The organism is Herbiconiux sp. 11R-BC, from assembly GCF_049472555.1.
Taxonomy (GTDB): domain Bacteria; phylum Actinomycetota; class Actinomycetes; order Actinomycetales; family Microbacteriaceae; genus Herbiconiux.
The window spans coordinates 694303-712918 of record NZ_JBCEBO010000002.1 but is presented as its reverse complement, the minus strand read 5'-3'; the positions used below and the strand labels follow the sequence as shown (position 1 = coordinate 712918).

General features: G+C 70.4%; 16 protein-coding genes. 11 read left to right on the top strand and 5 right to left on the bottom strand.

Going from position 1 to position 18616, the window contains the following annotated elements:
* Positions 1 to 65 precede the first annotated feature (65 nt).
* Positions 66 to 341, top strand: a complete 276-nt coding sequence (locus VD659_RS08320; RefSeq protein ID WP_423260646.1) for a glutaredoxin domain-containing protein — start codon at positions 66 to 68, stop codon at positions 339 to 341.
* Between the two features lie 13 nt (positions 342 to 354).
* On the opposite strand, the gene VD659_RS08315 is transcribed toward VD659_RS08320, so the two are convergent.
* The 4 genes from VD659_RS08315 to pstS all read right to left on the bottom strand — a co-directional run bounded on the left by VD659_RS08315 (position 355) and on the right by pstS (position 6348).
* A complete protein-coding gene (locus VD659_RS08315; RefSeq protein WP_423260645.1) occupies positions 355 to 1347 on the bottom strand; it encodes a virginiamycin B lyase family protein in 993 nt (330 codons plus the stop codon).
* 62 nt (positions 1348 to 1409) lie between these two features.
* Complete coding sequence (locus VD659_RS08310; RefSeq protein ID WP_423260643.1) at positions 1410 to 2417, bottom strand: serine hydrolase domain-containing protein; 1008 nt, start codon at positions 2415 to 2417, stop codon at positions 1410 to 1412.
* A 123-nt stretch (positions 2418 to 2540) separates the two neighbouring features.
* Entirely contained in the window at positions 2541 to 4325 is a 1785-nt protein-coding gene (locus VD659_RS08305; RefSeq protein WP_423260642.1) for an adenine deaminase C-terminal domain-containing protein, read from the bottom strand.
* 253 nt (positions 4326 to 4578) lie between these two features.
* Entirely contained in the window at positions 4579 to 6348 is a 1770-nt protein-coding gene (gene pstS / locus VD659_RS08300; protein WP_423260641.1) for a phosphate ABC transporter substrate-binding protein PstS, read from the bottom strand.
* A gap of 120 nt (positions 6349 to 6468) precedes the next feature.
* On the opposite strand from pstS, the gene VD659_RS08295 reads away from it, so the two are divergent.
* The 10 genes from VD659_RS08295 (at position 6469) to VD659_RS08250 (ending at position 17562) form a co-directional block, all read left to right on the top strand.
* Positions 6469 to 9492 (top strand): Na+/H+ antiporter subunit A, encoded by a 3024-nt coding sequence (locus VD659_RS08295; RefSeq protein WP_423260640.1) that lies wholly within the window; start codon positions 6469 to 6471, stop codon positions 9490 to 9492.
* Positions 9489 to 10007, top strand: coding sequence for an NADH-quinone oxidoreductase subunit K (locus VD659_RS08290; RefSeq protein WP_137837981.1), 519 nt, complete (start codon positions 9489 to 9491; stop codon positions 10005 to 10007). The genes VD659_RS08295 and VD659_RS08290 overlap by 4 nt, the downstream gene beginning before the upstream one ends.
* Positions 10004 to 11581, top strand: coding sequence for a Na+/H+ antiporter subunit D (locus VD659_RS08285; protein ID WP_423260639.1), 1578 nt, complete (start codon positions 10004 to 10006; stop codon positions 11579 to 11581). The genes VD659_RS08290 and VD659_RS08285 overlap by 4 nt, the downstream gene beginning before the upstream one ends.
* On the top strand, positions 11578 to 12294 hold the full coding sequence (locus VD659_RS08280; protein WP_423260638.1) for a Na+/H+ antiporter subunit E: 717 nt from the start codon (positions 11578 to 11580) through the stop codon (positions 12292 to 12294). Before VD659_RS08285 ends, VD659_RS08280 begins: the two co-directional genes overlap by 4 nt.
* Complete coding sequence (locus VD659_RS08275; protein ID WP_137837978.1) at positions 12291 to 12554, top strand: monovalent cation/H+ antiporter complex subunit F; 264 nt, start codon at positions 12291 to 12293, stop codon at positions 12552 to 12554. Before VD659_RS08280 ends, VD659_RS08275 begins: the two co-directional genes overlap by 4 nt.
* Complete coding sequence (mnhG, locus tag VD659_RS08270) at positions 12551 to 12931, top strand: monovalent cation/H(+) antiporter subunit G (RefSeq protein WP_423260637.1); 381 nt, start codon at positions 12551 to 12553, stop codon at positions 12929 to 12931. The genes VD659_RS08275 and mnhG overlap by 4 nt, the downstream gene beginning before the upstream one ends.
* A gap of 96 nt (positions 12932 to 13027) precedes the next feature.
* Complete coding sequence (locus VD659_RS08265) at positions 13028 to 13648, top strand: nucleotidyltransferase domain-containing protein (protein ID WP_423260636.1); 621 nt, start codon at positions 13028 to 13030, stop codon at positions 13646 to 13648.
* A 31-nt stretch (positions 13649 to 13679) separates the two neighbouring features.
* Positions 13680 to 14036 carry a hypothetical protein gene (locus VD659_RS08260; protein ID WP_423260635.1) on the top strand — a complete coding sequence of 119 codons (357 nt, stop codon included), beginning with the start codon at positions 13680 to 13682 and terminating at the stop codon, positions 14034 to 14036.
* Positions 14037 to 14098: 62 nt separating this feature from the next.
* Positions 14099 to 15544 carry an argininosuccinate synthase gene (argG, locus tag VD659_RS08255; protein ID WP_423260634.1) on the top strand — a complete coding sequence of 482 codons (1446 nt, stop codon included), beginning with the start codon at positions 14099 to 14101 and terminating at the stop codon, positions 15542 to 15544.
* A 131-nt stretch (positions 15545 to 15675) separates the two neighbouring features.
* Positions 15676 to 17562 (top strand): cell wall-binding repeat-containing protein, encoded by a 1887-nt coding sequence (locus VD659_RS08250; RefSeq protein WP_423260633.1) that lies wholly within the window; start codon positions 15676 to 15678, stop codon positions 17560 to 17562.
* Positions 17563 to 17581: 19 nt separating this feature from the next.
* Here VD659_RS08250 and sigJ read toward each other — a convergent pair whose 3' ends face one another.
* Complete coding sequence (gene sigJ, locus VD659_RS08245; protein WP_423260632.1) at positions 17582 to 18589, bottom strand: RNA polymerase sigma factor SigJ; 1008 nt, start codon at positions 18587 to 18589, stop codon at positions 17582 to 17584.
* Between the last annotated feature and the right edge of the window lie 27 nt (positions 18590 to 18616).

The following is an 18616-nucleotide window of genomic DNA, read 5'->3' as shown; positions in this document are numbered from 1 at the left end:
AGGCGGAAGGGAATCACCGGGCCGCCTGCACGGTTGTGGAGAACAAGACGATGAGGAGAACGGCCGTGGCAGAACTGAGCGTGACGCTCTACTCCTCCAGCTTCTGCGGGGCCTGCACGAGCACCCGCCAGACCCTCGACAGCCTGGTTCCGCTGCTCGGCGAGCGCGTCGACTGGCGCGAGGTGAACGTGGCCGACGCCCCCGAGGAGAGCGAGCAGCTCGGCATCATGGCCACGCCGACCATCGTGATCACGGGTCCGGACGGCACCGAGCGGATGAGGGCATCCGGCGTCCCCACCTCGCAGCAGGTGCTGACGGCGATCGCGAACGCGCTGCCCTAGAACGCGACCCGCGTCACGCCGCAGGGGCGGCGGCGTGGATCGAGCACAGCGCGCCCGACTCCATCGCCACCCACACGGTGCCGTCGGCCGCGACCGCGAGGCCGTGCGGCTCCGACTGCCCGCCGGGCAGGTCGAGCACCGAGATCTCGCCGTCGAGCGCGATGTGCGCGAGCTGGTTCGAACCCCACAGCGTCGCCCACAGCCCGCCCTCGACCTGCCCGTCGCGGCAGATCGCGTGCGGCTTCGACTCGCTCCAGGGCAGCGGATGCTCGGTGAAGCGCCCGGCTCGGTCGACCCGCCCGATGGCCCCCGCGTGGATCTCGCAGAACCAGGCCGCACCGTCATCGCCCACCGTGATGCCAACGGGGCCGGCGTGCGGCGTCGGGATCGGGAACAGCTGCACCGCGGCATCCCCGCCCCGGATGTAACCGATCGCGCCGGTCTGGTTCGCCGTGAACCAGAGGCTGTCGCCCGAGGCTGCGATCATCGACACGAAGCCCTCGTGGGTGCCGGCCGGAAACTCCGTGACCTGACCGAGGATGTCGATGCGACCCAGCGCATCCTGCCCCAGCTCGGTGAACCACACCGTGCCGTCGTGCATCGCCGCGATGCCGAAGGGCTGCGCGTCGGGGGTGGGCACGGCCACCTCGAGCTTCACGACCGGCGTGCCCGAGGCGTCGACGCCGAGAAGTAGAACGCGGTTCCCCGTGGTGTCGGTGACCCACACCGAGCTCTCGTCGGCGACGGCGAGCTGCGAGGGTTGCGCACCGGCGGCAGGATGCTCGTGACGCGGATGCTCATGCGGCTCCGGATGCGCCCGGCCGGCCCCCACGGGCTCCAGGTCGAGCCGCGCCACGGCTCCCGTGGCCGGGTCGAACCGCACCACGGCGCCGGCGTGCACGAGCGTGCACCAGACGGCCCCGTCGTCCGTCACCGCCACCGCGTAGGGACCCTCTCCCTCGCGGGCGATGACGTGCTCGACGATGCGGCGTGCGCTGGCGCTCATGCCCCGAGCCTACCCACGCCCCCACGCGCCGCACGCCCACGCCCCGACGCCCCAGCCGGCGCTCAGAACCCGAACGCCACCGCGTTGTTCAGCTCGTCGGGGTCGACGCCCAGCCCGCGCGCGTCGAGCAGGTTGGTGAGCAGCACGAAGCACACGTCGAGCTCGGGGTAGATCCACCACTGCGTAGTCGTCCACCCCTCGTGGCCGAAGACCTCGCGGTGCAGCAGCGCCGTGGAGCCGCCGCGCAGGTTCCAGGTGAGCCCGAACTCGCGGCCCGGGTCGCCCGGCGCCGGGTCGGGCAGGCCCGCGGTGCGCGAGACCAGCATCCCGCGCAGGGTCTCCGGATGCAGCACCTCGCCCCGCGCTCCCCCGAGCGCCCGCAGCAGCGAGGAGCCGACGGCGAGCAGGCCCTCGGCGGTGCCGGAGACGCCGGCGGCGGGATGCCGGTGGCCGGCGAGCACCGAGGCGTCGAGCCCCACGCGCTCCTGCCCGTAGACCCGGTGCGGGTCGCTCGCGGCGTCGAAGGTCAGTGAGCCGGCGGGAGCGCCCGCGAGGGCGGCGACGGCGGCGATGTCGTCGTGCACCGTGCGCCCGGTGGCCGCGGTGAGCATCCGGGCCGCCCCGTGGAAGGCGATGTTGGAGTAGCTCGCCATCGTGCCGGCGGCGAAGGCTTGGCCGGCTTCGGCGAGCTGCTGGTCGAGCGGACGCGGGTCGTCGAGGGCGGGTTCGGCGAGGCCGGCGGTGTGCGAGAGCAGGTGCTCGAGCCGCACGGTCTCGCGCCAGGCCTCGGGGCGCCGGCCGGGGGCATCCTGGACCACCGAGGCGAGGTTCTGGCGCAGCGAGAGCTCGCCGCGTTCGACCGCGCGCGCCATCGCGATGCCGGTCAGCGGCTTCGTGACGGAGAACAGCGCATAGTGGTCGTCGACCCGGGCCGGCCGCTCGTCGGTGCCGCTGAAGGCCTCGACCAGCTGGGCGCCCTGGGAGTTCGCCACGCCGAACACCGCCGACGGGAGCGCGCCCCCGTCGACCTGCCGGCGCACCCAGCGGATGGCGTCGTCCGGTGTCTCCACAGATCCTCCTCGTTCTCGTCGACTACACCGTATCGGGCTGCTCAGCGAGGTAGCGCCAAGTGCTCTGGCTCTCGCCGAGGGCAGCACTTGGCGCTACCCCGCGGGCGTCGGGCCGGGACAAGGTCAGAGCAGCGCGGGCCGCGGCCCGAAGTGCTCGCCCGTCGTGCCGTCGACGATGCCGAGGTCGGTGAGGTGCGGGCCGGGGATCGCCACCAGTGAGGCCAGAGTGAACTCGAACACGGGATCGAAGAGGTCGGCGACCATCCCGATCTCGGCGGCCGCGGCCTGCAGGGCCTTCTGCAGCGCGATCGTCGTGGGCACGTCCTGGCCGGTCATGAGCCCCGCGAGCGGCAACGGGATGACGGCCGAGACCTCTCCGCCCTTCACCACCGCGTAGCCGCCGTCGTGACCCACGACGGTGTTGGCCGCGAGAGCCATCTCGGCCGCGTCGGTGCCGAACACCACGAGGTTGTGCGAGTCGTGCGACACGGTGGTGGCCATGGCGCCGCTCCACTCGCCGCGGCCGGCGATGAGGGCGAAGGTGGGCGCCGCCTCGTGGCCGCCGCGGCGGCCGTGCCGGTGCACGATCGCCATCAGCAGGTGGCCGTCGGGCACCACGGCGACGCCCTCACGCAGCTCGACCTCGGCCTCGCTCCAGGCCGAGAACATCAGCCCCGTGATGGTCGCGACGCGGGCGGTCCTGGCCTCCGTCGGGAGCACGAGCGAGAAGTCCGCCGGCGTGAAGGCGCCGAGCTTGACCGAGGCGCGGTCGGGCTCCACGGTCTCGCGCGGCGGGGTGACGAGCATCCGGCCCTGCTCGGCCACGAAGCGGCCCGAGGCCATCACGCGGTCGATGGCGACGGTCTCGAGGTCGTCGAGCAGCAGCAGATCGGCGAGGCGCCCGGGGGCGACGAGGCCGAGGTCCTCGCGGCGCAGCCGCAGGGCCGAATTGAGGGTGGCGGCACGGAAGGCCTTCGCGGGCGACAGGCCGTACCCGATGAGCAGGCGCACGACCGTGTCGACCCCGCCGTCTTCGAGGTACTGCACCGCGAGCAGGTCGTCAGTGGCCAGCACGACGTTGGTGGGGAAGACGGGCAGCTCCTCGAGCCGCTGCGCGATCGCCTCGAGCGCGCCGCCCACGAACAGCCCCACGAGCTCCACGGTCATGCCCGAGAACAGGCGGTCGTCGAACTCCTCCACCGAGAACATGGTGTGGTCGGAGGTCACCCCGGCGGCCAGGTAGGCCTGCAGGCTCGCCCCTGAGAGGCCGGCGGCGTGGCCGTTGAGGGTGTGGCCGGAGTCGAGCACGGCCTCCATCAGCGGCGTCATGCGCTCCGAACCCTCGAGGATGCCCTGGTAGTCCATCAGCTCGCCCACGCCGCTGACGCCCTCCCAGCTCAGCACCTCGACGAGGTCGGCTGCGGTCAGCTCGGCGCCGCTCAGCTCCACGCCCGGCACGGCCGGCACGCACGAGGAGGCCTGCACGATGTAGCGCAGCGGCTGCCCCTGAACCGCGTCGAGGGCATAGCGGATGCCCGCCAGGCCGCTCACGTTCGCCAGCTCGTGCGGGTCGCAGGCGACGGTGGTGGTGCCGTGCGGCAGCAGCACCTCCGAGAATCCCGAGGGGGTGAGCATCGAGGTCTCGAAGTGCAGGTGGGCGTCGATGAGGCCGGGCGTGATGGTCTGGCCGGTGCAGTCGACGGTCTCGACCGCATCCGTGCGGGTGCCGCGCGGGTGCACCGAGGCGATCAGCGGGCCCACGATGCCGACATCGGATGCGCGCAGCTGCCCGGTCGAGACGTCCAGCACGGTTCCGCCGGCGAGCAGGGTGTCGAAGGGCTCGTTTCCGAGGGCCGCCGCGATGGCGCGGCGGCGGAGGTCGTGGTCGACGTGTTCGCGGGCTTTCATGGGGTGTCCTGATCTCGCTGCCGGTGCGAGGCGCGCGGAACCGCCGCGCCCCTCCCCTCACTCTGCTCGCGTCGCGTTTCCCGGGAGTTTCGCCGCCGTATCGCGCAGGTGACGCCTCCCGAGCATCCGCCCCGCAAAACCCGCGCAAAGCGAGGCGCCGCGGCACGCGTGAGGTCGCGCGAACGGTCCTCGCGCGCCTTCGTTCGAGCGCTTTGCGCGACCTCGCGGCCGGCAGCGGATGCGCGGGGCCGGCTCAGCGCGAGACGAGCGTGAGGGTCATGGTGGAGTGGTAGGTGCCCGCGGGGCGGTCGGGCGGGGAGAGCAGGCTCACCTGGCCGGCGAGCACGGTGTCGCCCACCCCCGAGCCTTCGGCGGCCGTGGCGAACACGGTCGGGTAGTGCGCACTGCCGGCCCGCTCGCCGGGGCCGGCCGTCACGCCCGCGTCGAGGCTGCCCGTCACGGCGGGCGCGAGCCCGGCGTTCAGGCTCGGAATGACGATCGAGGCATCGGCCGCGTTGCGGTAGTCGGCGATGGTGGCGAGGAGATCCCAGCCCGGATGCGACACCACGCGCCCGTCGTCCACCGTGAACTCGGGCAGCTCGCCGACGGTGAAGGAGAGGCCGTTCACGCGCTGCGGGGGCGCGAAGTCGGCAGCGGCGTTCGCGGGCACCTGGAGCGAGAGCGGAGCGTCGACGGCCGTCGTGGTCTGCACGCAGAGCGACACCTCGCCCGCAGCTCCGACGCCAGCTGCGCATCCCTCCCCGGGGGCGTCGGTGCGATCGCTCTCGGGCGGCATCGGCGCGGTGCGGGTGAGGAGCGAATCGGCGACGGTGTCGCCGGCGACGAAGGTGGGGTTCGCGCATCCGTCGATCGACGCGGGAGTCGCGCCCGGAACTCGGGCGAGCTGGCCGAGGCCCTGCTGCACGAGGTTCATCGGCAGGGGAGCGTACCCGAGCACCTCGGCCTTCTGCTGCCCCAGGCAGAGGGCGTACGCACCGAAGGCACCGAGGGTGGCGCCCTTCTGCTGCGTGACGATGGCGTTCGTCTCGGTGGGCAGGATCATGTAGCTGACGGAGGAGAGCGGGTAGGCCCGGGGATCGGGATTCGAGTAGACGCCGTCGAGCTGGAGCAGAGCGTGATCGACGGAGGACGGGTCGGTCTCGGGCTGAGCGCCGGAGATGCCGATCGCCACGGCTGACGCCGTCGGAGCCACGTAGTAGCCGGCCGCGTTGAGCACCTTGGCCACGGGGAACCCCGCGTTCTGGGCGTAGGAGTACTCGACGTAGGTGATGGCACCCTCGCCGTAGCTCTGCGACACGTAGCCCGCCACACCGAGGGAGCCGTTCTGGGCCTTCATCGTGCCGCTGACCGGGTACTGCGAGGTGAACCCCGAACGCCCGAAGTAGGGCTCCCACAGATCGGGGTGCTGTGTCGACATCCAGCGTGTGAACTGCGCAGTCGACCCGGAGCCGTCCGAGCGCACCACGGGCACGATCGGCTTGTCGGGGAGTCCGAGACCGGGGTTGTCGGCGCGGATGGCCGGGTCGTTCCAGTTCGTGATGGCACCGGTGAAGATCTTCGTGATGACCTGGCCGCTCAGCCGCAGGTTCGTCACCTGCTGGCCTCCGACGCGCAGGTTGTACAGGAACGACGTTCCGCCGGCCACGATCGGCAGGTAGGTGTAGGCCGTGGTCGGCACCTCGGGCGCCGAGCCGTCTTCGGGCGCAGCCTGGAACGGCAGCTCGGAGACGGCGAAGTCGGCGGTCTGCGCGATGAAGTCGCGGCGGCCCGACGAGGAGCCGGTGCCGGAGTAATTGATCGTCATCCCGTAGTCGGAGGACACTTGCTTGCGCCACTCGTCGAGCGCGCTCTGCGCCCAGGTCGAGCCGGTTCCCGAGATGGGGACGTAGCTCTCCGCCTGCGCCGGCGCCGCCGCGAGGGGCGACCCCGCGAGCAGTGCCGCCCCGAGGACGGCGGCGGCCGAGAAGCGGGCGAGGAGCGCTCCCCGGCGCGTTCGTGACATGGCGTGAGGCTAGGGGCGCCGGGCGTCCGGGGCGTGAACGACGGCAGAACGACACGTGTCGCCGGAGGCCACCGGGTAGACTGGACCTCCACCCTCTCTCCCCGACACGAGGAGATCCGCGTGATCCTGGTCCTGCTGCTGTTCGCGGGACTTTCAGCGCTCACTCCGCTGCTCACACGCATCCTGTCGACCCGGGTGTTCTACCTCATCGCGGCGCTGCCGGCCGGCGCGTTCTTCTACACGCTCACGCAGAGCGACGCCGTGCTGCACGGGGATGCCGTCACCGAGCGGGTGCCGTGGATCCCGCAGCTCGGCATCGCGCTGAGCTTCCGGGTCGACGCGCTCGCCTGGCTGCTGGCCCTCGTGGTGACGGGGGTCGGCGCCCTCGTGCTGATCTACTGCGCCCGCTACTTCTCGCCGCGCGAACCGCAGCTCGGGCGCTTCGCCGCCCTGCTGCTCGCTTTCGCCGGCACGATGTACGGCCTCGTCACCGCCGACGACATCTACATCATGTTCATGTTCTGGGAGATCACGAGCGTGCTCTCCTACCTGCTGATCGGCCACTACACCGACCGGCGCGAGAGCCGCGGTGCCGCCCTGCAGGCCTTGCTCGTGACGACCTTCGGCGGGCTCGCGATGCTCGTGGGCGTGGTGCTGCTCACCGTGCAGGCGGGCACCACCTCGATCGCCGCCCTGGTGGAGCATCCCCCGCCCGGCGGGCCGGTGGTGACCACCGCGGTGCTGCTCGTGCTCGTGGGCGCCCTCTCGAAGTCGGCGCTCGTGCCGTTCCACTTCTGGCTGCCGGCCGCCATGGCCGCCCCCACCCCGGTGAGCGCCTACCTGCACGCCGCCGCCATGGTGAAGGCCGGCATCTACCTCATCGCCCGCCTCGCCCCCGGCTTCGCCGACACACCCGGCTGGACGCCGCTGCTCGTAAGCCTCGGCGTCTGGACCATGCTGCTCGGCGCCTGGCGCTCGCTCCGCCAGAACGACCTCAAGCTGCTGCTCGCCTACGGCACCGTGAGCCAGCTCGGCTTCCTCACCGTGGTCGTGGGCTTCGGTTCGCGGGATGCCGCCCTGGCCGGGGCCGCCCTGCTGCTCGCGCACGCCCTGTTCAAGTCCACGCTCTTCCTCGTGGTGGGCATCGTCGACCACGACGAGGGAACCCGCGACCTGCGCGAGATCTCCGGCCTCGGCCGCCGCCGACCGCTGCTCGCCACGGTCGCGGTCATCGCGGCCGCCTCGATGGCGGGCATCCCGCCCCTGCTCGGCTTCGTGGCCAAGGAGGGCGTGCTCAGCGCCTTCCTCGAGGCGGGCGCCGGTACGGCGGAGGCGCCGGCGAATCCCTGGGGCTGGGTGGCCCTGGCGGGCGTCGTGCTCGGCTCGGTGCTCACGGTGGCCTACTCGGCGCGCTTCATCTGGGGCGCTTTCGCCACCAAGACGACGGATGCGGCGCGCGAGTTCGCAGCCGCGCATCCGCCCCACACGCCCACCCGCGGCATCCTGGTGGCCCCGGTGCTGCTCACCGTGGCCACCATCGCGGGCGGCCTGCTCGCGACGCCGCTCGGGCACGCGCTCGAGAGCTACGCCGACACCGTCGCCGGCGGCGGCGACTACCACCTCGCACTCTGGCACGGCTTCGAGCCGGCACTCGGCATCTCGGCCCTCGTGATCGCAGCCGGCCTCGGCCTCTTCGCCCTCCGCAAGACCGTCGCGCGGCTGCAGAAGGCCGTGCCCCCGCTCATCGACGCCTCGCGCGGCTACTGGTCGATCGTGCGCGCGGTCGACCGCCTCGCCGCCGAAGTCACGGTGTTCGCGCAGAAGGGCGGCCTGCCGCAGTACATCGGCACCATCCTGCTCGTCTTCGTGCTGTGCCTGGGCGCCGCGACCGCGCTCAACCGCACCTGGCCCACCGAGCTCGTGGCCTGGGACTACCCGGCGCAGGTGTTCGTGGCCCTCGCGATGGCGGTGGCCGCCGTGATGGCGGCCCGCGCCGCCCACCGCCTCGCCGCGGTGCTGCTCGTGGGCGCCACCGGCTTCGGGCTCGTCGTGCTCTTCGCCTTCCACGGCGCCCCCGACCTCGCGCTCACCCAGGCGCTCGTCGAGAGCGTCACCATCGTCGTGTTCGTGCTCGTGCTGCGCCGCCTGCCGGTGAAGATCGCGCAGCACAACAAGCCCGTGCGCAAGGGCTGGCGCATCCTCATCGGCACCCTCGTGGGCGTGACGATGGGGCTCGTGGGCTTCATCGCGCTCGGCGCCCGGCAGGCCGGCGGCCTCGGCGAAGAGCTCGCGCGGCTCGCCGTGGAGCAGGGCCACGGCGCCAATGTCGTGAACGTGATGCTCGTCGACATCCGCGCCTGGGACACCATGAACGAGCTCTCGGTGCTCGTGGTCGTGGCCACCGGCGTCGCGAGCCTCATCTTCGTGACCGGGCGCAACTTCACCGTGCCGCGGCTGCGCGAGTCCCGCGGACGCCGCCAGGGCCGGGCCCGCGCCCGGCTGGTCGACGACCCGCACACCTCGGTGGAGACGCCCGACGAGCGGCAGCACTCCTGGCTCCTCGGCGGCCGCACGCTCTCGCCCGAGAACCGCTCGCTCATCCTCGAGGTGCTGGTGCGGCTCGTGTTCCACCCCGCGATCGTCGTGTCGATCTTCCTGCTGTTCGCAGGGCACAACGCGCCCGGAGGCGGCTTCGCCGCAGGCATCCTGGCCGGTCTCGCGCTCATCGCCCGCTACCTGGCCGGCGGCCGCTACGAGCTCGGCGAGACCCTGCCGATCGGCCCCGGTGTGCTGCTCGGGGCCGGCATGCTGCTGGCCACGGGAACGGCGCTCGGCTCGCTCTTCTTCGGCGGCGAGATCCTCCAGTCGGCCTATTTCTCCGCCGACGTGCCGCTGCTCGGATACGTCTCGTTCGGCACCTCCACCATCTTCGACATCGGCGTCTACCTCGTGGTGATCGGCGTGGTGCTCGACATCCTCCGCGCCCTCGGCGGCGAGGTCGACCGGCAGCAGGCGGAGGACGACGTCGACGCAGCCCCCGACGACCACTCCGTCACGGCCGACGAGGCCGCCACCCGCGGGCGCGTGGCCGGCAGCGACACGAGCGGGCCCAGCACCCGCGTGGCGAGCGGGGGTGCCCCGTGAGCGCCTCCCTCACCCTGGTCGTGCTGATGGCGGTGCTCTACGGCACCGGCGTCTACGTGATGCTCGAGCGCAGCCTGACGCGCATCCTGATCGGCTTCCTGCTCGTCGGCAACGCCACGAACCTGCTCATCTTCCTCATGTCGGGGCGCTCGGGCGACTCGCCCATCGTCGACGGCTCGAGCGGGCCGGGCGGGTCCGGCATGGTCGACCCGGTGCCGCAGGTGCTCATGCTCACGGCGATCGTGATCAATTTCGGGGTGACCGCGTTCATCCTCGCCCTCATCTACCGCTCCTGGTGGCTGTCGAACCTCGGCGACGAGGGCGACGACGTGATGAGCGACGAAGAGGAGCAGGATGCCGCCGAAGCCGACGCCGCGCTGGCCTTCCACGCCGGGCTCGAAGACGACGACGAGGCAGTGCGGCACGTGCTCGAAGAGGCCGGGGACGGCGCCGACGAGGATGCCCCGCCGCCCGGCGGCGAGCCCTCCGAGCACGACAGGGACGTGATGCGATGAACGCCCTCGTGCCCCTGCTCGTGATCATCCCGCTCGTCGGAGCGGCCGTCACCCTCATCCTCGGCCGCTACCCGCGGGTGCAGATCGTGATCAGCGTCTCGGCGCTCACCCTCGTGACCGCGGCGGCCGCCGTGCTGCTCGTACTCGTCGACCACAGCGACACCCCGTTCGTGGTGAAGGTGGGCGGCTGGGAGCCGCCGTTCGGCATCGTGCTCGTGGTCGACCGGCTCTCGGCGATCATGGTGGTGGTCTCGGCGCTGATGCTGCTGGGCGTTCTCATCTTCGCCGTCGGCCAGGGCATCGCCGACCGCGACCGCGACACCCCGGTGTCGATCTTCCACCCCACCTACCTCATCCTCTCGGCCGGACTGTTCGACGCCTTCATCGCAGGCGACCTCTTCAACATGTACGTGGGCTTCGAGATGCTGCTCGCGGCCAGCTACGTGCTGCTGACCCTCGGCGGAACCGGCGCGCGCATCCGGGCCGGCGTGACCTACATCGTGGTGAGCCTGGTGTCGTCGCTGCTGTTCCTCGGGGCGATCGCGCTCATCTACGGGGCCACCGGAACCGTGACCATGGCGCTGCTGTCGGACCGCATCCGGGCCCTGCCCCTCGACGTGCAGGTGATCCTGTGCGCGGCGCTGCTGATCGGCTTCGCCGTGAAGGCGGCCGTGTTCCCGCTGTCGTTCTGGTTGCCGGATTCGTACCCGACGGCGCCGGCGCCCGTCACCGCCGTCTTCGCCGGCTTGCTGACGAAGGTCGGCGTGTACGCCATCATCCGCACCGACAAGCTGCTGTTCTTCGACGTTCCGCTGACCGTCCCGCTGCTGATCGTGGGCGGGCTCACGATGCTGATCGGCATCCTGGGCGCCCTCGCGCAGGCCGACGTGAAGAGGCTGCTCTCGTTCACGCTCGTGAGCCACATCGGCTACATGATCTTCGGCGTCGCGATCGGCACCGAGCTCGCCACCGGGGCCACGATCTACTACATCGTGCACCACATCATGGTGCAGACGGCGCTGTTCCTGGTGGTGGGGCTGATCGAGCGGGTGGGGCGCGCGACGTCGATCACGCGGCTCGGGGGGCTGCTCAAGAAGGCTCCCTACGTCGCGGTGCTGTTCTTCATCGGGGCACTCAACCTCGGCGGCATCCCGCCGTTCTCGGGCTTCCTCGGCAAGGTCGGGCTGTTCGAGGCCGGGGCCGAGAGCCCCTCGCCGCTCGTGTACGCCCTGCTGGCGGCCGGAGCGGTCACCTCTCTGCTCACGCTCTACGCGCTCATGCGGGTGTGGAACATGGCGTTCTGGCGGCCCGCCGCCGACGTGGAGGGCTACAGCTCGCCCATGATCGAGTCGCTGCAGGAGAGCCCGGATGCGGTGAACGGCACCGCGACGGGCGTCGCCACCGCGACGGGCACCTCCAAGCTCATGGTGGGGGCGACCACGGGGCTGATCGCGCTGACGCTGTGCCTCACGGTGTTCGCGGGGCCGCTGTTCGAGCTCGCACAGCGGGCGGCCGTGAACGTGTCGACGCCGGAGCAGTACGTCGACTCGGTGTTCCCGGGAGGTGCGCCGTGAGCGGGGAGGAGCCGATGGGCGGTCCGGATGCGACGGGCCAGGCCGCGGGAGCAGGCGGGCCCGGACGGGCGCCGCGGCGCATCCGGGCTCTGATCGCGAGCGGGCTCGTGCCGTTTCTCGGGCTCGTGCTGCTGTGGATGCTGCTCTGGGGGCAGTTCACCTGGCTCGCGCTCGTCACCGGCGTGGTGCTCGGGCTGCTCGTGTCGGTGACGTTCTACCTGCCGGCCGTGCGGCTGTCGGGGCGGCTGAACCCGTGGTTCGCGCTCGTGTTCGCGGTGCGGCTGCTCGGCGACATCGTGGTGGCGTCGCTGCAGATCGCGTGGACCGCCGTGAGCCCCTGGTACCGGCCGTCGAACGCGATCATCGCGGTGGCGCTGCGCACGCGGTCCGACCTCGTGATGACCTTCACCGCCGAGGCGGTGTCGCTCGTGCCCGGGTCGATCGTGCTCGACCTCGACCGCGAGAACGCGACCCTGTACCTGCACGCGCTGAACGTGCGATCGGCCGCGGATGTCCCGGCGCTCAAGCGCGGGGTGCTGGCGGTGGAGCGGCGGCTCATCCTGGCCGGGGGCTCGGCCGACGACCTGGCGCGGCTGCGGGACGACCCGGAGGGGGCGCGGGCCTCGGCGCCGGTCGTGCCGGAGGTGCCGACGGCGGCCGGCGCCGCCGAGCCGGCCGGCCCCGCCGATTCCACCGAGAGGAGCGAGCCGTGATCGTCGTCATCATCATCGCCGGCGCCCTGTTCGCCGCCGGGGCGGTCGGAGCGCTGTACCGCATCATCCGCGGGCCGTCGGCCCTCGACCGCATCATCGCCTCCGACGTGCTCGTGGCCACCGCGATGTGCGCGATCGGCGCCGAGATGGCCATCAACCGGCACACCGACACCCTGCCGGTGCTGCTCGGGCTGGCCCTGTTCGGCATCGTGGGCTCGGTCAGCGTCGCCCGCTTCATGTCCTCGAGGGACGACACATGACCCCCGCCGACGCCGTCGCGAACCTCGGCTTCGCCCTCGACACCCGCGGGGTGATCACCGCGGTGCTCGTGCTGCTCGCGGCGCTGATGTGCTTCGCGGCCGGGGTGGGCCTCATCCGTTTTCCCGACGTGCTGTCGCGGCTGCACGCGGCGACGAAGCCGCAGATCCTCGGCATCATCGCCATCGTGGCCGACGTGGCCGTGACGAACCCCTCGGTGGGCACCGTGACGCTCGCCCTGGCGATCGTGTTCTTCCAGAGCCTCACGGCGCCGGTCTCGGCGCACATGATCGGGCGCGCGGCCTACCGCACCGGCCACTTCCGCCGCGACCTCCTCGTGGTCGACGAGCTCACGCCGCCTGCTCCCCTCAAGCCCTGACCGCCGTGTCGTGATGGAACTCGCTTTTTAGTGTTTGCTTTGAGTATTTAGTGCCGTATGCTGATATTTCATCACTAACTGTCTCTGAGGCGCCCGATGCAACTGCAGAATCCACTGGCCGTGCTGGTTCCCACCCTCGATGCTCTGGTGCTCGACACGGTGACGCGAGCGAACGGTGAACCGCTGGATGCCGCCGCGCTGGCCCGCTCGATCGGCAGGTCCTATACGGGCACACGAGAGACGCTGGAGCGGCTGGTCCGGCAGGGTATCGTCCTCTCGCAATCCATCGGGCGCACGAGAATCTACTCGATGAATACGAGCCACCTTCTGGCGCCGATGATCATCGAGATGGTGAACGCCCGACGCCTGTTCGTCGAGACCCTGCGGGCGCGGTCCTCTCAGATCTTCACCGAAGAGCCCGCCTACTCCGCGCTCTTCGGCTCGGCCGCGCGGGGAGAGATGCGCGAGGACAGCGACATCGACGTGTTCCTCCTCCGGCGCCGTGGCAGCTCGGACGACGTCTTCGAAGGCGAGGCCCAGGAGTTCATGAGGGAGATCACCGCGCTCACCGGAAACACGGCGAGCGCGCTGATCTACGGCGAAGAAGAGATCAGCGCCATGAGAAGCCAACGCGTCTTCACCGACATCATGCGGGACGGCATCGCCATCACGGGAACCGTGGGCGATTTCCGAAGACTGCTGCGCGAAGCGGCGTGACGTGGGCAGAATCGATCGCGATCCACGATCCGTGGCCGGCCGCCGAGCCAAACTGCACCAGTTCCATGAGGCCGTCAACGTCATCCGCACGGTGGTCGACGACGATGACGAACTGATCGATGTGGTCGTCACTCTCTGCGTTCACGCGGGTATCGCAGCATCCGACGTCATCTGCCTTCGAAGCCTCGGGCACTACTGGAGAAGCGGAAATCATGCCGAAGCCGTGACGCATCTGCGTCGAGTCGATCCGGAATCGGCGCGACTGCTCCACGAGCTGCTGAATCTGAAGTCCCGCGCAGCCTACGGGCACGACGCCGTCACGAAGGCGCAGCTCACCAAGGCCACGAGAGCGATGGATCGACTCGTCGAGGCGGCCTCCTTGGCATGAGCCCTCGCGCGACGGGAGGCCCGCGTCGGAGGGAACGGCGGGCATCTCGTAGGATCGAAGGCATGTCCAAAGTTCTCAGCAGCCTCCCCGTCGGCGAGCGCGTCGGCATCGCCTTCTCCGGAGGTCTCGACACCTCCTGCGCGGTGGCGTGGATGCGCGAGAAGGGCGCGGTGCCCTGCACCTACACCGCCGACATCGGCCAGTACGACGAGCCCGACATCGATGCCGTCCCCGGCCGCGCCCGCGAGTACGGCGCCGAGATCGCGCGGCTCGTCGACGCGAAGGCCGCCCTCGTCGAAGAGGGCCTCGTCGCCCTCGCCTGCGGCGCGTTCCACATCCGCTCCGGCGGCAAGACCTACTTCAACACCACCCCGCTCGGCCGCGCCGTCACCGGCACCCTGCTCGTGCGAGCCATGAAAGAAGACGGCGTCGACATCTGGGGCGACGGCAGCACCTACAAGGGCAACGACATCGAGCGGTTCTACCGCTACGGCCTGCTGGCCAACCCCCGCTTGCGCGTCTACAAGCCGTGGCTCGACTCCTCCTTCGTGAACGAGCTGGGCGGCCGCACCGAGATGAGCGAGTGGCTCGTCGCCCGCGGCTTCCCCTACCGCGACGCCACCGAGAAGGCCTACTCCACCGACGCCAACATCTGGGGCGCCACCCACGAGGCCAAGCGCCTCGAGGAGCTCAGCTCAGGCCTGGAGATCGTGGAGCCCATCATGGGCGTCGCCGCCTGGCGCGACGACGTCGTCGTCGAGACCGAGGTCGTGACCGTGCGCTTCGAGGCCGGTCGCCCGGTCGCCCTCAACGGCCAGGAGTTCCCGGATGCCGTCGCCCTCGTGCTCGAGGCCAACGCGATCGGCGGCCGCCACGGCCTGGGCGTCTCCGACCAGATCGAGAACCGCATCATCGAGGCGAAGAGCCGCGGCATCTACGAGGCCCCGGGCATGGCCCTGCTGCACATCGCCTACGAGCGCCTGCTGAACGCCATCCACAACGAGGACACCCTGGCCAACTACCACGCCGAGGGGCGCCGCCTCGGCCGCCTGATGTACGAGGGACGCTGGCTCGACCCGCAATCGCTCATGCTGCGCGAGTCCATCCAGCGCTGGGTCGGCTCGGCCGTCACCGGCGAGGTCACACTCAAGCTCCGCCGCGGAGACGACTACACGATCCTCGACACCACGGGCCCGCACCTCAGCTACCACCCCGACAAGCTCTCGATGGAGCGCGTCGGCGACGCCGCCTTCGGCCCCGACGACCGCATCGGCCAGCTCACCATGCGCAACCTCGACATCGCCGACTCCCGCGCCCGCCTCGAGCAGTACGCGGCGGCCGGCATCGTGGGCGGCGCCACCGCGGCGCTCGTGGGGCAGCTCGAAGAGGGCGAAGCCGACAGCATCTTCGCGGTCGACGGCGCTCCCGTCTCCGCCGCCGAAGACGCGCTCGAGCGCGCCACCGACGCGGCCTCCGAGGGCGCCGCCTTCGACTCCGGCACCGACTAGCATTCACGCCCGGCGCGGGGCCAAACGCGCCGTGCTGCCGCTTCGACAACGACGGGTCAGCTGGGCGGTGCGCTATCGAAGCCTGCACCTGAGTTGATGATCTATCATATTCGATCTATACTCACTGTTTTATGACCCATACTCGTTTTTCTCGCGCCTTGGTGACACTGGTCGGCTGCATCGCTCTGGCCGCCACGGCCGCGATTGCCCCGGGTTCCGCAGCAGTCGCATTAGGCTCCCGGAACATCCGCGTCGATTACCTTGACACGACGATGATCGGTTCCGGCCTCAGACCATCGATGGTCATCGACCCCACGACGCACCGCGGCTACGTCCTCGACGGTACGAAGGTTCGGGTTCTGAACATTGCAGGCGCCACTTTTTCGCCGATTGCGTCGATCGACATCCCGTTTCCCTCGCTCACTACCGTCGACATCGACGTCAGCTCGCACCGCTTGATCGTCGGTGGCAACAACGGTCCTTCGATCGCCTTGGTCGATGTCGATCCGCAGTCCGCCACCGCCAATACCGTCCTCCAGGTACTCGGATCGGGCGCTGAGGATGCGAGTTTGTACGTCGCCATAGATGGAGACTTCGCCTACGTGACGGACAAACAGAAAACCCTCTCGCGAGTGGACCTTCGAAATGGTTCATGGACGAACACTGCGGTCGCGTACGGATTCAAAACGATCGTGGTCGACAGCGCCTCCCACACTGCGTTTCTCGGCACGTGGGCGGACACGACGGTGCACGCGTATGGCAGGGACGGTTCTCAGCGGTCGGTGCTCACAGCTGGCGAACCACAGGTTCTTGCCGTCACCGGCGCCAGTCTTCTCGTCGGTGCCGAGAACTTCATAAGTCGCTATGACGCACAGACTCTGGCATCGACGGGCCAAACTCAGGCTTTCCATATTGCCAGGACGATCGCTGCCGATGCGGGCGCAATCTATGCATCCAACGGGACATCCAGGATCTCCATGTTCGACAGCGAATCACTTGCGCTCGTCGCGTCGTTCCCCTCGCAGATAGAGCCCAATTTCATCGCAGCGGACACATCGAGCCACAAGATCCTCTTCAGCGAGGGTGTTCAGATCGAAATGTATGCGGCGAGTCCGACGGTATCAAGGATCGAAGGGGCTGACCGATACGAGGTGTCCGCGGCCGTGTCGCGCGGGCAGTTCACAGCACCGGCACCCGTGGTCTACGTCGCTTCGGGCGGTGTGTTCAGCGACGCGCTGTCCGCCTCTGCGGCAGCAGGCGCTGAGGGCGGACCCGTGCTACTGGTGCAGAAAGACCGGATCCCTGATGCCATCGCCACGGAGCTCACGAGGTTGAAGCCGGCGCGTATCGTCGTCTTGGGCGGCACGGCGACGATCGATTCCTCAGTCGAGAGCGCATTAGGGAACTACTCGGCTAACGTGAGCCGCATCGGAGGTGCCGACCGGTTCGACGTGTCGGCTGCGGTCTCGCACGCTGTCTTCGGCACCTCACGCCCGATCGCCTATATTGCGGCCGGCGCGACGTTCCCCGATGCCCTTTCCGGTTCTGCGGCGGCGGGCAAGCTCGGCGGCCCGGTTCTCCTGACCGGAAGGGACGCCCTGCCAACCTCAGTGGAGGCAGAGTTGCGACGGCTCAACCCGACAAGGATCGTCGTGCTCGGTGGTCCCAACTCCATCAGCCAGACCGTGATAGACACCCTCACCACCATCCAGAGCAACACCACGCGCATCACCGGGGCTGATCGCTTCGAGGTCTCCGCGGCCGTCTCCGCCGCGGGGTTCGCATCAAACCCAAAGGTCGTCTATGTCGCATGCGGCTTGGTGTACCCGGACGCACTCTCCGGTTCCGCGGCGGCGATCGCCAATGGTGCGCCGGTTCTGCTCGTGACCTCGGACGGCATTCCCGCTGCCGTCGCTGCTGAGTTGTCGCGACTCAAGCCGAGCCACATCGTCGTGCTGGGTGGCCCCAATTCGGTGTCGCCGACCGTGGAGGAGGCTCTGCACGACTACATCGGGTGACGAAGCTCAGCGCACGCCGTCACCGCCAGAGGGTGAGCTTCTCGGGGTTCATCATGATCCAGACCTCGGAGATACGAGGGCCGGATGCGGCGGGCGCCTCGACCACGCCGGCACCGGGTGCGGCGGGCTCGCCCGCGATGCCGGCACCAGATGCGGTGGGCTGGCTGGGCGCACCCGCCGCGACCCCGAGCGTGATGACGCCCGCCACCACTCCACCGTAGGCGAAGGTGAGCACGACGCCGTCGGCCGTGACCCGCTCGGCGAGCTCGGCGTGCGGGTTCTTCTCCGCGATGCCCAGCAGGAATCGCGCCACGTTGAGGGCGCCCACCACTGGCTTCCGCGCCGCGGACACGAACCCGCCACCGTCCGAGCGCAGCTCGACGCTCGGGTCGAGCAACGCCAGGAGCGCCGCGAGGTCTCCTCCCCCGGCCGCCGCCACGAAGGCTCGCACCACCTCATCGTGCTGGGCGGCCGGGGCGGCTGTGGCCCGACCCTCGCGCACGTGGCGGCGGGCCGACGTCGCCAGCTGGCGGCACGCATCCGATGACCGCCCCACCACCTCGGCGATCTCGCCGAACGGCACCGCGAACACCTCGTGCAGCACGAACACCACGCGCTCGGCGGGCGTGAGCGACTCGAGCACCACGAGCAACGCCGTGCTCACCGACTCGTCGAGCGCCACGCGTTCGAGCGGGTCGGCCAGGGCCACGGATGCTCCTGCCGCAGCGAACATTCCCCCGCCGGGCCCCACGGGCACCGGCTCCGGCAGCCACTCGCCCACGTACCGCTCGCGGCGCGCCCGCGCACTCCCCAGCAGGTCGAGGCAGATGCGGCTCACGACCCGCGTGAGCCAGGCGGCGGGCGAGACGATACCGGCGCGCTCGGCCTCACCGAGCCCGTGCCAGCGCAGGTAGGACTCCTGCACGGCGTCCTCGGCGTCGGCGAGCGTGCCGAGCATCCGGAACGCGATGCCGGTGAGCCGCGGCCGCTCGCGCTGGAAGTCGTCGAGCCCGATCGCGGTGGTCACTTCTCCAGTATCCCGCGGCCCCGCGCC

Excerpts from the sequence above, each read along its gene's own strand:
- VD659_RS08315 (WP_423260645.1), bottom strand. The coding sequence starts at position 1,347 with ATGAGCGCCAGCGCACGCCGCATCGTCGAGCACGTCATCGCCCGCGAG.
- VD659_RS08305 (WP_423260642.1), bottom strand. The coding sequence starts at position 4,325 with ATGAAAGCCCGCGAACACGTCGACCACGACCTCCGCCGCCGCGCCATC.
- pstS (WP_423260641.1), bottom strand. The coding sequence starts at position 6,348 with ATGTCACGAACGCGCCGGGGAGCGCTCCTCGCCCGCTTCTCGGCCGCC.
- VD659_RS08285 (WP_423260639.1), top strand. The coding sequence starts at position 10,004 with ATGAACGCCCTCGTGCCCCTGCTCGTGATCATCCCGCTCGTCGGAGCG.
- mnhG (WP_423260637.1), top strand. The coding sequence starts at position 12,551 with ATGACCCCCGCCGACGCCGTCGCGAACCTCGGCTTCGCCCTCGACACC.
- VD659_RS08265 (WP_423260636.1), top strand. The coding sequence starts at position 13,028 with ATGCAACTGCAGAATCCACTGGCCGTGCTGGTTCCCACCCTCGATGCT.
- argG (WP_423260634.1), top strand. The coding sequence starts at position 14,099 with ATGTCCAAAGTTCTCAGCAGCCTCCCCGTCGGCGAGCGCGTCGGCATC.
- VD659_RS08250 (WP_423260633.1), top strand. The coding sequence starts at position 15,676 with ATGACCCATACTCGTTTTTCTCGCGCCTTGGTGACACTGGTCGGCTGC.